This is a genomic window from Enterobacter vonholyi (genome assembly GCF_008364555.1).
GTDB lineage: Bacteria > Pseudomonadota > Gammaproteobacteria > Enterobacterales > Enterobacteriaceae > Enterobacter > Enterobacter vonholyi.
In genome coordinates this window covers 40953-55271 of sequence record NZ_VTUC01000008.1, presented here as the reverse complement: position 1 = coordinate 55271, position 14319 = coordinate 40953, and the positions used below count along the sequence as shown (strand labels likewise).

15 protein-coding genes are annotated in these 14319 nt (G+C 56.6%); 4 read left to right on the top strand and 11 right to left on the bottom strand.

All coding sequences use genetic code 11. The features are described from left to right. Genes livG through livK form a run of 4 tightly spaced genes read right to left on the bottom strand, consistent with a single transcriptional unit; the run spans position 1 to position 4121 of the window. Entirely contained in the window at positions 1-768 is a 768-nt protein-coding gene (gene livG, locus F0319_RS13945; protein WP_024906698.1) for a high-affinity branched-chain amino acid ABC transporter ATP-binding protein LivG, read from the bottom strand. After that, a complete protein-coding gene (gene livM / locus F0319_RS13940; protein WP_048226437.1) occupies positions 765-2042 on the bottom strand; it encodes a branched chain amino acid ABC transporter permease LivM in 1278 nt (425 codons plus the stop codon). The genes livG and livM overlap by 4 nt, the downstream gene beginning before the upstream one ends. Then, positions 2039-2965 (bottom strand): high-affinity branched-chain amino acid ABC transporter permease LivH, encoded by a 927-nt coding sequence (gene livH, locus F0319_RS13935; protein ID WP_149367213.1) that lies wholly within the window; start codon positions 2963-2965, stop codon positions 2039-2041. Before livH ends, livM begins: the two co-directional genes overlap by 4 nt. A 46-nt stretch (positions 2966-3011) precedes the next feature. Beyond that, positions 3012-4121 (bottom strand): high-affinity branched-chain amino acid ABC transporter substrate-binding protein LivK, encoded by a 1110-nt coding sequence (gene livK, locus F0319_RS13930; RefSeq protein WP_047653117.1) that lies wholly within the window; start codon positions 4119-4121, stop codon positions 3012-3014. A gap of 424 nt (positions 4122-4545) precedes the next feature. Between livK and panM the strand changes: the two genes are divergently transcribed. Then, complete coding sequence (panM, locus tag F0319_RS13920; RefSeq protein WP_149367212.1) at positions 4546-4929, top strand: aspartate 1-decarboxylase autocleavage activator PanM; 384 nt, start codon at positions 4546-4548, stop codon at positions 4927-4929. A 177-nt stretch (positions 4930-5106) separates the two neighbouring features. Here the strand turns inward: panM and livJ are convergent, their stop codons facing one another. The 6 genes from livJ to ftsY form a co-directional block, all read right to left on the bottom strand. After that, positions 5107-6207, bottom strand: a complete 1101-nt coding sequence (livJ, locus tag F0319_RS13915; RefSeq protein ID WP_074147346.1) for a branched chain amino acid ABC transporter substrate-binding protein LivJ — start codon at positions 6205-6207, stop codon at positions 5107-5109. A 197-nt stretch (positions 6208-6404) separates the two neighbouring features. Further along, complete coding sequence (locus F0319_RS13910) at positions 6405-7670, bottom strand: 4-aminobutyrate--2-oxoglutarate transaminase (protein WP_149367211.1); 1266 nt, start codon at positions 7668-7670, stop codon at positions 6405-6407. A 136-nt stretch (positions 7671-7806) separates the two neighbouring features. Further along, entirely contained in the window at positions 7807-8664 is an 858-nt protein-coding gene (rpoH, locus tag F0319_RS13905) for an RNA polymerase sigma factor RpoH (RefSeq protein WP_028015143.1), read from the bottom strand. A 251-nt stretch (positions 8665-8915) separates the two neighbouring features. Further along, positions 8916-9971, bottom strand: a complete 1056-nt coding sequence (gene ftsX, locus F0319_RS13900) for a permease-like cell division protein FtsX (RefSeq protein WP_045909157.1) — start codon at positions 9969-9971, stop codon at positions 8916-8918. After that, the gene (ftsE, locus tag F0319_RS13895) at positions 9964-10629 is read right to left on the bottom strand and encodes a cell division ATP-binding protein FtsE (protein ID WP_045402529.1); all 666 of its coding nucleotides are present in this window, start codon (positions 10627-10629) and stop codon (positions 9964-9966) included. The genes ftsX and ftsE overlap by 8 nt, the downstream gene beginning before the upstream one ends. Positions 10630-10631: 2 nt before the next feature. After that, entirely contained in the window at positions 10632-12092 is a 1461-nt protein-coding gene (gene ftsY / locus F0319_RS13890; protein ID WP_149367210.1) for a signal recognition particle-docking protein FtsY, read from the bottom strand. 127 nt (positions 12093-12219) lie between these two features. Here ftsY and rsmD point away from each other — a divergent pair, with 127 nt between their 5' ends. Together rsmD and F0319_RS13880 are read left to right on the top strand one after the other, a co-directional pair. Beyond that, positions 12220-12822, top strand: coding sequence for a 16S rRNA (guanine(966)-N(2))-methyltransferase (rsmD, locus tag F0319_RS13885; protein ID WP_111965829.1), 603 nt, complete (start codon positions 12220-12222; stop codon positions 12820-12822). Then, positions 12806-13087, top strand: coding sequence for a DUF1145 family protein (locus F0319_RS13880; protein ID WP_010436509.1), 282 nt, complete (start codon positions 12806-12808; stop codon positions 13085-13087). The genes rsmD and F0319_RS13880 overlap by 17 nt, the downstream gene beginning before the upstream one ends. Positions 13088-13135: 48 nt before the next feature. On the opposite strand, the gene F0319_RS13875 is transcribed toward F0319_RS13880, so the two are convergent. Further along, positions 13136-13492 (bottom strand): DUF2500 domain-containing protein, encoded by a 357-nt coding sequence (locus F0319_RS13875; protein ID WP_149367209.1) that lies wholly within the window; start codon positions 13490-13492, stop codon positions 13136-13138. Positions 13493-13621: 129 nt separating this feature from the next. On the opposite strand from F0319_RS13875, the gene F0319_RS13870 reads away from it, so the two are divergent. Next, the gene (locus F0319_RS13870) at positions 13622-14248 is read left to right on the top strand and encodes a lysoplasmalogenase (RefSeq protein ID WP_024906687.1); all 627 of its coding nucleotides are present in this window, start codon (positions 13622-13624) and stop codon (positions 14246-14248) included. The last annotated feature ends 71 nt before the right edge of the window (positions 14249-14319 follow it).

Genomic DNA, 14319 nt, shown 5'->3' with positions numbered 1-14319 from the left:
TTATGCCTCACCCAGGTATGCGCGGATCACGTCCGGGTTGTTGCGGATCTCTTCCGGCGTGCCGTTTGCCAGCGGCGTACCCTGGTTAACCACGTAGATACGGTCCGAAATGCCCATTACCAGCTTCATGTCGTGCTCAATCAGCAGAATGGTGGTGTCGTGGTGATCGCGCAGCTCGGCAATCAGCTCGTCCAGCTCTTTGGTCTCTTTCGGGTTGAGGCCCGCCGCCGGTTCGTCGAGCATCAGGATTTCCGGCTGGGTGACCATGCAGCGCACAATCTCCAGACGACGCTGGTCGCCGTAGGCCAGATTGCTCGCCTGGCGGTTAGCGTGCTGCAGCAGGCCAATTCGGTCGAGCCAGGTGGCGGCGCGATCGAGCGCTTCATCCTGGGCGCGGCGGAAGGCCGGGGTTTTCAACAGGCCGGAGAACAGCCCGGTTTTCAGCTGCTGATGCTGTGCCACCAGCAGGTTCTCAATCACCGTCATCTCGCGGAACAGACGCACGTGCTGGAAGGTACGCACCACGCCCATGCGGGCAATCTGCTGGCCCGGCAGCCCTTCAAGGTGCTTGTCGCGCAACATGATGGTGCCGCCCGTCGGCTTGTAGAAGCCGGTCAGGCAGTTAAAGACCGTGGTTTTCCCCGCGCCGTTCGGGCCAATCAGGGAGACAATCTCTTTCTTGTGCAGATCCAGTGACACATTGTTGACCGCCAGCAGGCCGCCAAAACGCATCATCAGACCGTTAACGGATAATAATGGCTGACTCATGCCTGCTCTCCTTTCGCTTGACCGTTCTTCAGCTTCAGCTGTGGACGGGTCATCGGCAGCAAGCCCTGCGGACGCCAGATCATCATCAGCACCATCAAACCACCCAGCATTAACATGCTGTATTCGTTAAAGTCGCGCATCAGCTCGCGCGAAACAACCAGCAGGATGGCCGCGAGGATAACGGCAAACTGCGAGCCCATCCCGCCGAGCACCACAATCGCCAGCACAAAGGCGGATTCGGCAAAGGTGAACGATTCCGGGCTGACGAAGCCCTGACGCGCGGCAAACAGCGTCCCGGCGAAACCGGCAAACGCGGCGCTGATGGTGAACGCGGTCAGCTTGATGCGTGTCGGGTTCAGGCCCAGGGAACGGCAGGCGATCTCATCTTCGCGCAGCGCTTCCCACGCGCGGCCCAGCGGCATGCGCAGCAGGCGGTTAATCACGAACAGGGTAATCACCACCAGCAACAGCGCCACCAGATAGAGCCAGATCACGCGGTCGGACGGGTCATACTTCACGCCGAAGAAGTTACTGAAGGTATCCCAGCCGCCTTCGCGGGCGGTACGGCTGAACTCCAGACCGAAGAAGGTCGGTTTCGGGATCTGGCTGATGCCGTTCGGGCCGCCGGTCACTTCGGTGTTGTTCAGCAGCAGGATACGGACGATTTCACCGAAGCCTAAGGTCACGATCGCCAGGTAGTCACCGCGCAGGCGCAGCACCGGGAAGCCAAGCAGGAAACCGGCTGCGGCGGAGACCAGCCCCGCCAGCGGCAGGCAGGTCCAGAAGCCGAGGCCGTAATAGTGGTTCAGCAGCGCGAAGGTGTAGGCGCCGATGGCGTAGAAGCCGCCGTAGCCCAGCACCAGCAGGCCAGAGAGCCCCACCACCACGTTCAGACCGAGACCGAGGATCACGTAGATCATGGTCAGGGTAGCGATATCTACGGTTCCACGAGACACCACGAACGGCCACGCCACGGCGGCCACCAGCAGCGCCACGAGGAACAGCTTCTGCTTAACGGTTGACCCGTCGATGGCCGGCAGAACGAATTTCGGCCCGGAGACGTTTTTCAGCGACTTCTGGAACAGCGGACGCAGCAGCTGGAACAGGAACACGACGGCAGTGCCGATAAACACCCACTGCCAGCGGATGTCGGGGGCGGCGTCCACCACCAGCTTCGTCCCGTCCAGACCTAACTGGACGCCCATAAAGACGCCCGCCAGCACGAAGAACATGGCGGCAGAGAGCAGCGCCATTGCAAAATGCATCGGTTTCATACTTTCTCTACCTCCGGACGGCCCAGAATGCCGGTAGGCATGACCAGCAGAACCAGAATCAGCAGGGCAAACGACACCACGTCTTTATATTCCGTGCTCAGATACGCCGAGGAGAGCGCTTCCGCCACGCCCAGGATCAGGCCGCCGATCATCGCCCCCGGAATACTGCCGATACCGCCCAGCACCGCCGCGGTAAAGGCTTTCATCCCGGCCATAAAGCCGATGTACGGGTTGATCACGCCGTAGAACTGGCCGAGCAGCACGCCTGCGACGGCCGCCATCGCGGCGCCAATCACGAAGGTCAGGGCAATCACGCGGTCGGTGTTGATGCCGAGCAGGCTCGCCATCTTCAGGTCTTCTGCGCAGGCGCGGCAGGCGCGTCCCATCCGCGAGTAGCGGATGAACAGCGTCAGGGCCAGCATCGCAATAAAGGTCACGACCCAGATAACCAGCTGCATGGTGGTGATAGAGGCCGAGAAGTTTTCACTGGCCCCCACAATCCACTGGCCGTTAAACAGGCTTGGCAGCGCCACGTCGCGCGAGCCTTCGGTCAGGCTGACGTAGTTTTGCAGGAAGATCGACATCCCGATCGCGGAAATCAGCGCAATCAGACGCTTGGAGCTGCGTACCGGCCGGTAGGCCACGCGCTCGATGCTCCAGCCGTAGGCGCTGGCAATCACAATCGCGCCAACAAACCCGGCGGTGACCAGCAGCCAGCTGCTGTCGATGCCCATCATCATCAGCGCGGCGATGATCATAAAGGAGACATAGCTACCGATCATGTAGACCTCGCCGTGGGCGAAGTTGATCATGCCGATAATGCCGTAAACCATCGTATAGCCGATGGCGATCAGCGCGTAGGTGCTTCCCAGCGTAACGCCGTTAAACATCTGCTGCAGGAAATAGAGAAACTGCTCGGACATATGCAAACCTTTTTATACCCGCCCGTCAGTCCGGGCGGTGGGATAATTATTTGGCGGCCGAGGATGAACCGTCGGCGTGCCACTTAAAGACACCAAACTCAAATCCCTTCAGATCGCCTTTCTCATCCCAGTTCAGCGGCCCAATCACGGTGTTCGCCCCGTGTGCTTTTAAATCTTTCACCAGATCCAGCGGTTCTTTGCTGCCGGAGCGTTCCAGCGCGGTGGCCAGAGACTGTACGGCGGCGTAGGTGATCCAGACGTACGGACCACTCGGATCTTTCTTCTGCGCCTTGAGCGCATCCACGATAGCCTTGTTGGCCGGATCCTGGTCATAGCGTTTTGGCATCGTCACCAGCATGCCTTCAGCAGAATCCCCGGCGATGTTCGACAGAGAGGCATTGCCCACGCCCTCTGGCCCCATAAACTGGGTCTTCAGACCGGTGGCGCGCGCCTGACGCAGCATCTGCCCCATCTCCGGGTAGTAGCCGCCGTAGTAAACAAAGTCGATATTCTCTTTTTGCAGGCGGGCGATCAGCGCGGAAAAGTCTTTCTCACCGGCGGTAATCCCGTCGAAGAAGACGATGTTTGCGCCGCCTTTTTTCAGGCCGTCCTGAACGGAGCGCGCCAGGCCTTCGCCGTACTGCTGCTTGTCATGAATAATGGCGATACGCTGCGGCTTGACGGTTTCAAGGATGTATTTGGCGGCGGTTGGCCCCTGAGAGGAGTCCAGCCCCGCGGTACGCATGATGTGCTGGTATCCGCGCTGGGTCAGCTCAGGGTTAGTGGCGCCAGGGGTGATCATCAGAATGCCTTCGTCTTCGTAGATATCAGACGCGGGCTGGGTGGACGACGAGCACAGGTGGCCGATCACATACTGGATGCCGTCGTTAACGATTTTGTTGGCGACCGCGACGGCCTGTTTCGGATCGCAGGCGTCGTCATATTCTACGCCCACCAGCTTGTCGCCTTTGATGCCGCCCTTAGCGTTGATGTCTTTGATGGCCTGGCGCGCACCGTTGAACTCCATATCACCCCACTGGGCAACAGGGCCGGACATCGCGCCCACTACCGCAACTTTAATGTCCTCCGCCATGGCGGCATGCGAGATCGACAGTGCGACCATCCCCGCGATTAACGTCTTCGCGTTCCTTTTCATCTCTGAATCCCCATTCGTGATGTCGTGTTTATATTTTGTTTTATTATGGTTAAAAAGCATTCTGTACTTTTAATGAACAACGCTATTTTTACCAGTGCCTTTAATGGTTTAGCGCAGTTTTTTGTCAAAAACCAGACTAAAATCTCTATTTTTCAGGCGATTAAGCAAAGATAATATTCTGAAATCAGGCAGAGATAAACAAATAAAAGTGCAGTTTGCAGCATAAAATAACGGTACAAAGCGCCGAATAAATCACTACCATTCAGGTTAAAATTCTGCTTATTTTTCGATCCATGTGTTTTCAAACTGCCCATCGCGTTGCCAAAAAACTAATCACCTGGTTAATGAGAATAAAAAGAGGAAGCCGCTGAGTGAATAAATTGAGTACACTGCCTCTACTCAATTTGATTTGGACAAGTAGCTAATGAAACTGACTATCGTGCGTCTGGTGACCTTTAGCGACCAGGATCATATCGACCTGGGCAAGATCTGGCCGGAATATTCCCCTTCGTCGCTGCGCGTTGATGAGACCCACCGCATTTATGCCGCGCGTTTTAACGAGCGCCTGCTGGCTGCGGTTCGCGTCACTCTGAGCGGTACAGAAGGAGCGCTGGACTCACTGCGCGTTCGTGACGTCACCCGTCGTCGCGGCGTGGGACAGTATTTAATTGAAGAAGTGATCCGCGAAAACCCAAGCGTGAGCTCATGGTGGATGGCTGACGTGGGCGTGGAAGACCGCGGCGTGATGGCAGCGTTTATGCAGGCGTTAGGCTTTTCGGCGCAGGAGAGCGGGTGGGAGAAGCGCTAAAAGAAAGCCGGGTGGCGGCTGCGCCTTACCCGGCCTACATTCTCCACTGTATTTTCCCAAGCATTTCGTGTTGCAGGAAGGCGGCAAGTTATGAAATCCCCGGGAGCTTACATAAGTAAGTGACCGGGGTTGAATAACGCAGCCAACGCACCTGCGGCGCGAAAGGAGACGGGAAAATTATTTTGCGTCTGTCGCCGTGCCATTGGCATGCCAGTCAAACACGCCGAACTCGAAGCCCTTCAGGTCGCCCTTCGCGTCCCAGGAGAGTGGCCCCATGACGGTCTGGACCGTATTCGCTTTCAGCCAGGTGGCAATCTCAGCCGGATCGGCGGACTGGTTCAGACCTGCCTGCAGAGACTGCAGCGCCGCGTAGGTGGTCCAGACGAAAGCGCCGCTTGGATCCTGTTTCTTCGCCTTGATGGCATCTACGATAGGTTTGTTCGCAGGGACCTGGTCGTAGTTCTTCGGTTTGGTCACCAGCAGGCCTTCGGCTGATTCACCCGCGATGTTAGACAGAGAAACGTTCGCCACGCCTTCCGGGCCCATAAACTGGGTTTTCAGGCCAGCAGCGCGCGCCTGACGCAGGATCTGGCCCATTTCCGGATGGTAGCCGCCGTAGTATACGAAGTCGATATTCTCTTTCTTCAGACGCGCCACCAGGGTGGAGAAGTCTTTCTCACCGGCGGTGATACCGTCGAAGAACACCACGTCGGCATTGGCTTTCTTGAGGTTGTCCTGCACTGAACGCGCCAGACCTTCACCGTACTGCTGCTTGTCATGAACGATAGCAATGCGCTTCGGCTTCACTTTTTCAACGATGTATTTCGCCGCGGTTGGGCCCTGGTCAGAGTCCAGACCGGTGGTGCGCAGGGTCAGCTTGTATCCACGCGCAGTCAGCTCCGGTGCGGTCGCTGCCGGGGTGATCATCAGAATACCTTCGTCTTCGTAGATGTCAGACGCGGGCTGAGTAGAGGAAGAGCACAGGTGACCGATAACGTATTTGATCCCGTCGTTCACCACTTTGTTCGCGACCGCGACCGCTTGTTTCGGGTCACAGGCATCATCATATTTTACGATCTGCAGTTTTTCGCCTTTGATACCGCCCTTAGCATTAATGTCTGCAACCGCCTGTTCAGCGCCGGTAAATTCCTGGTCGCCGTACTGTGCTACCGGACCGGACATCGCGCCAACCACAGCCACCTTGATGTCTGCCTGTGCCATGGTGCTGAATGCCAACGCGATACATCCTGCCAGTAACGCTTTACCCTTCATGTTCATCCTGAGATTCCCCATTATTATGGTTATTACGATTGTTGTGATGTTGTTGTGCAGCGCTTTATGTCAGTTATAGGTGTGCTGTCCGCGCTTTTTCAGCATACTCTGCTAAAACATACCCGATTTTTATGATTTTGGAATAGCTAATTTGAAATGAATATATGATAAGCCCGGCAGGATTTACCGCCGGGCATGTGGCTTTAACGTGTCAGCGACGCGGAGATAATGTCCAGCGCTTTACGGAACTGCGCTTCAGGGATAGTCAGCGGATAGAGGAAACGAATGACGTTGCCGTAGACGCCGCAGCTCAGAAGAAGCAGCCCTTCCTGCAACGCGCGCTCCTGCACCTCACGGGTAAATTCCGGCGAAGGCTGACCCGTTTGCGGGTCGTTAAACTCTACCGCCACCATCGAGCCCTGCCCGCGAATGTCAGCGATATACGGGCAGTGTTCCTTGGCTTTGTTGAGCACTTCAACCAGGTGATGGCCGAGATGCGCCGAGCGCGTGCAGAGATCTTCCTCGTCAATCACGTCCAGCACCGCGTGCGCTGCGGCAATCGCCAGCGGATTGCCCGCGTAGGTGCCGCCCAGCCCGCCCGGCGCAGGCGCGTCCATCACGTCGGCACGGCCCGATACCGCAGAGAGCGGCATCCCGCCCGCCAGGCTTTTTGCCATGGTGATCAGGTCCGGCTTCACGCAGTGGTGTTCCATCGAGAAAAGCTTGCCGGTGCGGGCGAAGCCGCTTTGCACCTCGTCAGCAATCAGCAAAATACCGTGGGTATCGCACAGGGCGCGAAGAGCCTGCATAAAATCAGCAGGCGCAATGTTGAAACCGCCCTCTCCCTGAACCGGTTCGAGAATAATCGCCGCGACCTGGTCAGGAGCAATATCTGCTTTAAAGATACGTTCCAGGCTTTTTAACGCCTCAGCGGTGCTGACGCCGTGCAGGTCATTCGGATACTGCGCGTGGTAAACCGAGCCGGGGAAGGGTCCGAAGCCGAGCTTGTACGGCGCAACTTTGCCGGTCAGCGCCATGGTCATAAAGGTGCGGCCGTGGAACGCGCCGCCGAAGGTGATAAGGCCAGGACGTTTGGTATAGGCGCGCGCAATTTTGACCGCGTTTTCGACCGCCTCAGCCCCCGTCGAGAAGAACGCCGTTTTGGCAGGACCTTCTACGGGCACGCGTGCGTTGATACGCTCGGCAAGCGCCACGTAGCCTTCGTACGGCAAAATCTGGTAGGCCGTGTGGGTAAACGCGTGGAGTTGTTTTTCGATGGCGGAAATGACTTTGGGATGGCGATGGCCGGTATTCAGCACCGCGATCCCAGCGGCGAAGTCGATATACTCATTGCCTTCCACGTCCCACACCGTGGCGTTTTCGGCTTTATCGGCATAGAAGTTACACATCACGCCGATGCCGCGCGGCGTCGCCTGTAAACGCCGGTCGTTCAGTTCGTTATTTTTCACCCTGTCCCCCTGAGAAAGTCGCCTGCTTAGCGCATCAGTAAGTGTTTGCCAGGGGGAGGAAATTAGCCAGAGCGGGCGCTAAAAAAACAAAACCCCCGAATTTGCATTCGAGGGTTCTCGGTGTACTTCGCGAAAATTACGCTTCGATAGCGGCGCGAAGTTTTTTCATGGCGTTCTTTTCAAGCTGACGCACACGTTCTGCAGAGACGCCGTAGCGGTCGGCCAGCTCCTGCAGCGTGGACTTGTTGTCTTCGTCCAGCCAGCGGGCGCGGATAATATCCTGGCTACGTTCGTCGAGGCCTTCCATCGCATGGGTCAGCTTGTTCGCGGCCTGATCTTCCCAGTTGTCCTCTTCGATGCCGTCAGCAAAATTAGAGGTTTTATCCTGCAGATACAGAACCGGCGCCATTGGCTGGCTGTCGGAGGCGTCATCGTCGGAGGACATATCAAAGGTCATGTCCTGCGCGGCCATACGGGATTCCATCTCACGCACGTCTTTGCTGGATACGCCCAGCTCGCGCGCCACCATTTCCACTTCGTCCTGATTGAACCAGCCCAGACGCTGCTTGGTTTTACGCAGGTTGAAGAACAGTTTACGTTGCGCTTTTGTCGTGGCGACTTTCACGATACGCCAGTTGCGCAGCACGTATTCATGAATTTCTGCCTTGATCCAGTGTACGGCGAAGGAGACGAGTCGCACACCCACTTCCGGGTTGAAGCGACGCACAGCCTTCATCAGGCCGATGTTGCCTTCCTGAATCAAGTCCGCCTGCGGCAGGCCATAGCCCGCATAATTACGAGCAATGTGAACAACAAAGCGCAGGTGAGACAGGATCAGCTTTTTCGCTGCTTCCAGATCGCCCTGGTAATGCAGCTTTTCAGCAAGCTCCTTTTCTTCCTCGGCCGTTAACATCGGCCAGGTGTTCGCAGCCCGGATATAAGATTCCAGGTTACCAACAGGGGCTAAAGCTAAAGTTTGCATTTCTTTGGTCATTCATTCCTCTCAGTATTTCTTCTGGTCCAGGCTGTCCCCGTCAGGCAACAACCATGCCAAAGCGTTTGAGCAACGAGATTAGCATTCACTCTTTTATCAGACAGTGATTTTATCCACAAGTTCCAGGTGCAACGGTGAATAAATTACGCACAAAATGTGACATGGAGATGATAACAGGGGAAGAGACAACAGGGACGCTTTCCCTGCAGAGCGAACATCTCGGTGCAGGGAAAGATTATATCACGCTTTTATTAGTCGGGAGTAAAGTGACGTAAATGTTGAACGGTTGCCAGCCACGCTGCCACCCACCCAATCATCGAACACACCAGCAGCAGTAACAGGCACTCATCGAACCCTAAGCCACTGATATCAAACTTCGTTCCGAAAACCTGCGCCACTTCAGTCACGGCAGAGGAAAGCCGCATCACCAAAATTTCTGACAATATCAGTGAAAGAAATGCGCCGGAAAAACCGAGCAGTGCGCCGCCGTAAAGGAACGGACGGAGGATGAAACCATCCGTCGCACCAATCAGTTTTTGCACGTTGATGGTATCGCGACGGGCGAAAATGCTCAGGCGCACGCTGTTGCCGATGACGAGGAAGACCGCCGCCACCATCAGCACGCCAATCATCGCCGCGACGCGGCCTACCAGCCCGGTGAGAGCAGAAAGGCGCGCAAACCAGCTGTCATCCATGCGCACTTCATCAATGCCCTTAATGCGCGTGATGCGATCGCGCAGGGTGTTAAGCGAATCGGTCCCCTGGAAATCCAGCTTCGGGATTACCACCGCCACGGCGGGCAGCGGGTTCTCTTCGAGCATATCCAGCGCGCCGCCAAAGCCAGACCAGTTACGGAACTCGCCCAGCGCGTCTTCACGTGAGAGATAGTTGACCTTCTCTACGCCCTGCTCGGCCTGAATTTGCCCAACCACCTGGGCCGCCGCGTTATCGTCGAGCGCTTTATCCAGATAGACCGTGATCTGCGGGGACGGATAATACTGTGAGGCCGCCTGGTTGACGTTTTTATAGACCATATAGCAGACGCTTGGAAGCGTGAGGGAGATGGCAATCACCATCACCGTCAGGAACGTCGCCAGCGGTTTGCTTTTCAGGTCCTGCAGCGCGCCGTGGAACGCGTAGCGCACCTGCTCGTTAAAGACGTTGGTTTTACGGGAGGCCGGTTTTGGCGCGGCCTTCTGGCGCTTCGGCGCATTACGATTGCCGTCCCCCCCGCCCTGCGGCTTACGGAAACGGTCAAACCGGTTCCCGAACTGCCGAATCTGGTTTATTGCATCACGCTTATTCACCGTGGCCTCCGTGCAAATGACCGTCGCTCAGGGTCAGCATGCGGTACGAACGACGGGAAATCAGCCCGATGTCGTGCGTTGCCATCAATACGGTGACCCCTACGCGGTTAAATTCCTCAAACAGACGCAAAATCCCTTCTGACAGGGCATCGTCCAGGTTACCGGTCGGTTCATCCGCCAGCAGCACCGCAGGCTTGTTCACCACCGCGCGGGCGATACCCACGCGCTGCTGTTCACCGCCGGAGAGCTGGATCGGGAAGTTCTTCGCTTTGTCCAGTAGCCCGACCTTATCCAGCGCCGCAGAGACGCGGCGGCGGATATCGTCATAGCTGGCGCCGGCAATAATCAGCGGAATGGCCACGTTATCGAAAACGGTGCGATCCATCAGCAGGTGGTGATCCTGGAAAATCATACCGATCTGGCGACGCAGGAACGGCACCTCACGGTTTTTCAGGCGGCTGATCTCATGGCCGCTGAAAAAGATCTTCCCGGCGCTTGGGCGCTCGATCCCACAGATAAGCTTGAGCAGGGTACTTTTCCCCGCGCCGGAATGGCCGGTCAGGAATGCCATCTCGCCTGGCTGCAGGTGGAATGTGACCCCCTGCAGCGCTTGTCTCCCACCGAGATAGGCCTTGCTGACGTGTTCAAAGCGAATCATTGTTAGTCCTCTCGGGCAAATAATGCCTCAATAAAGTCGCCCGCCTTAAACGGACGTAAATCCTCAATACGCTCGCCCACACCGATGTAACGGATAGGAATGCCGAACTGGTCAGCCACGGAGAAAATCACCCCGCCTTTCGCGGTGCCGTCCAGTTTGGTCAGCGTGATCCCCGTCAGTCCTACCGCTTCATGGAACAGCTTTGCCTGGCTGATGGCGTTCTGTCCGGTGCTGGCATCAATGGTCAGCATAATTTCATGCGGTGCGTCTTCGTCCAGCTTCTTCATGACGCGAACGATTTTCTTCAATTCTTCCATCAGGTGCGATTTGTTCTGCAAACGCCCTGCGGTATCGGCAATCAGCACGTCCACGTTGCGCGCCTTCGCCGCCTGGATAGCGTCAAAGATCACGGACGCGGAATCCGCGCCGGTATGCTGGGCAATCACCGGAATGTTGTTGCGCTGGCCCCACACCTGCAGCTGCTCAACCGCCGCTGCACGGAAGGTATCGCCCGCCGCCAGCATCACCGATTTGCCCTGCTGCTCGAACTGGCGCGCCAGCTTGCCGATGGTGGTGGTTTTACCCACGCCGTTCACGCCGACCATCAGAATAACAAATGGCGTTTTGCCTTCAATATTAAGCGGTTCGTCAACTTTTGCGAGAATTTCACCCATCTCGTCTTTCAGCAGACCGTACAGCGCTTCGGCGTCGCGCAGCTGTTTGCGGCTCGCCCCTTCGGTCAGATTGGCGATGATCTTACGGGTAGTTTCTACCCCAACGTCAGCAATCAGCAGTTGTTCTTCCAGCTCTTCAAACAGATCGTCGTCGATCTTCTTGCCGCGGAACAGACTGATAAATCCGGAACCTAAGTTTTCTTTGGTTTTAAGCAGGCTGCGCTTCAGGCGCGCGAAGAAACCTTCTTTGGTCGGTTTTTCCTGCTCCTGAACGATCTCGTCTTCGGCCTGCTCTTCTACCGGCACAACGATGACCGCTTCTTCAGCTGCCTCCGCCGCCAGCGCCTGGGCTTCCAGCTCTTCGTCGGTCAGCTCTGGCTCAAGCGTCGCTTCTTCTTCGACCGCCTCAACGATTTCAACGGTTTCCGCTTCGGCCTGCCACTCTTCGGCAGACACCGCTTCGTCTTTGACCTCTTCCGGCAGCGGAAGCTCTTCGTGTTCGATAGCGGCCTGTGGCGCTTCGGTAACGGCTTCGACGACAACCGGTTCTGGCTTCTCGCTCTCCTGAACCTGTTCAGTGACTTCAACCACCTCTTCAGCAAAGGTTTCAATCTCTTCTTTGCTGTGCGCCGTTTCTTCCGCTTCGACAACCGCGGCGGTTTCTACAGGCGTTTCAGGCTGCGACTGCTCTTCAACGGCTTGTTGCTCTTCGGTTTTCTGTTCTGTTTCTTGCTCTTTTTCACCGAAGCCCAGCCAGGAAAAGAAGCCACGTTTTTTTTGTTTTGCCATCTGCGACTACACTCCTCGCGGCGCTATATACATGGAAGCTAAAAAAATGATGAAATAGTCTAACACTTTACTTAATTGACATCACCGCCCGCAATCGCAGGCCAATTGTTAACAGAGCTTTCCTGAGATGAAGAAACCCAACCGCGCCCCGGCCGGTCAAATTCGTATTATCGGCGGTCAGTGGCGAGGCCGGAAATTACCGGTGCCGGACAGCCCCGGTTTACGCCCAACTACCGACCGCGTGCGCGAGACGCTGTTTAACTGGCTGGCTCCGTCTATGGTAGACGCCCACTGCCTGGACTGCTTCGCCGGAAGCGGCGCCCTCGGGCTGGAAGCGCTGTCGCGCTATGCCGCCAGCGCCACGCTGCTGGAGATGGAGCGCGGCGTTGCGCAGACGCTGCAGCAAAATCTGGCGACGCTGAAGGCGAGCAACGCCAAAGTGGTGAACACCAACACGCTGAGCTTCCTCGCGCAAAAGGGCACGCCGCATAACGTGGTGTTTGTCGACCCGCCGTTCCGCAAGGGGCTGCTGGAGGAGACGTTATCCCTGCTGGAGCAAAACGGCTGGCTGGCGGATGACGCGCTAATTTATGTTGAAAGCGAAGTGGAAAACGGTTTACCGCCGGTTCCCGCCCACTGGGATCTGCACCGTGAAAAAGTGGCAGGTCAGGTTGCTTATCGTCTTTATCACCGTCAGGCACAAGGAGGATTCGATGCCGGTACTGATTAACCTGGGACGCTTGCTGATGCTGGGCGTCTGGGCGTTCTTGATTCTGAATCTGGTGCACCCGTTCCCGCGCCCGATGAACATTTTCGTTAACGTGGCGCTGATTTTCACGTCGTTTATGCACGCCCTTCAGATGGTGATGCTGAAAAACGGCCTGCCGAAAGACGGCCCGCAGATGACGGGCTGGCAGCAGCTGCGCGTCTTTATTTTCGGCGTGTTTGAGCTGCTGGTGTGGATGAAGAAGTTTAAGGCGCAGGTGAAGAAATAATGTGCGGCCTGATGCCCTCTCCCACAGGGAGAGGGAACCGATCGCGCCTTATTCAGGCGTAAAACCTTCGAATCGCGACCCTTTGTAGCTCAGCGTTCCTTTCTCTCCCACCGTCAGCTGATGGTACTGTTGCGCCTCCAGGCGGAAGGTCATCTCAAGGCCGCCCGTTTCCGGCTTAAAGCTCGCTTCATAGCGCATTGTTGTGCCCGCAGGCGTCACCTGCTGCTGGCGCGAGCGGCGGTCGTTGAGCGGTTTTTCGCGTTTGTTCGTCACCACCACGCGCTTTTGCATCAGCGGTGCAGCATCGTTATCCGCCTTCTCGCGGCGCTGCTGCACGAAACGAAACGAGGCGGCAATGACGATAATCGCCACCACGATAATGAAAAAAAGCGGCATCTTGCTCATTGAAAAATCCCATCAGATTATGCGGAATTCAGGATACCTTGCCTTCCCTACCATTGCCAAACGCCCGCCCGCGTCACTACACTGGATCAGAAACTGATTATTCAGGCTTAACAGATACAGGGAGTTAATATGCTTTGGTCATTTATCGCTGTCTGTTTTTCCGCATGGCTTTATGTCGATGCGTCGTACCGTGGTCCCACCTGGCAGCGCTGGTTGTTTAAACCGGTCACGCTGTTGCTCCTGCTGCTGCTGGCCTGGCAAGCGCCAATGTTTAACGCCGTCAGCTATCTGGTGCTCGCCGGGCTGTGCGCCTCTCTGATTGGCGATGCCCTGACCCTGCTGCCGCGCCAGCGCCTGCTGTATGCCGTAGGGGCATTTTTCCTGTCGCATCTGCTGTATACCATCTACTTCGCCAGCCAGATGACGCTCTCTTTCTTCTGGCCGCTGCCGCTGGTCCTGCTGGTGATTGGCGCCCTGCTGATCGCGGTGATCTGGTCGCGTCTGGAAGAGATGCGTTTGCCGGTTTGTACGTTTATCGCCATGACGCTGGTAATGGTATGGCTGGCTGGTGAACTGTGGTTCTTCCGTCCGACCGCTCCGGCGATGTCAGCGTTCTTCGGCGCCGCATTGCTGCTGATCGGTAACGTCGTCTGGCTGGGCAGCCACTATCGCCGCCGCTTCCGGGCGGATAACGCGATTGCCGCCGCCTGTTACTTTGCCGGGCATTTCCTGATTGTGCGTTCGCTGTATATCTAAATAGCGCTTGACTCTGGAGTCGACTCCAGAGTGTATGCTGCGGTTAATGAGAAAATTATCATTGCCGGAGA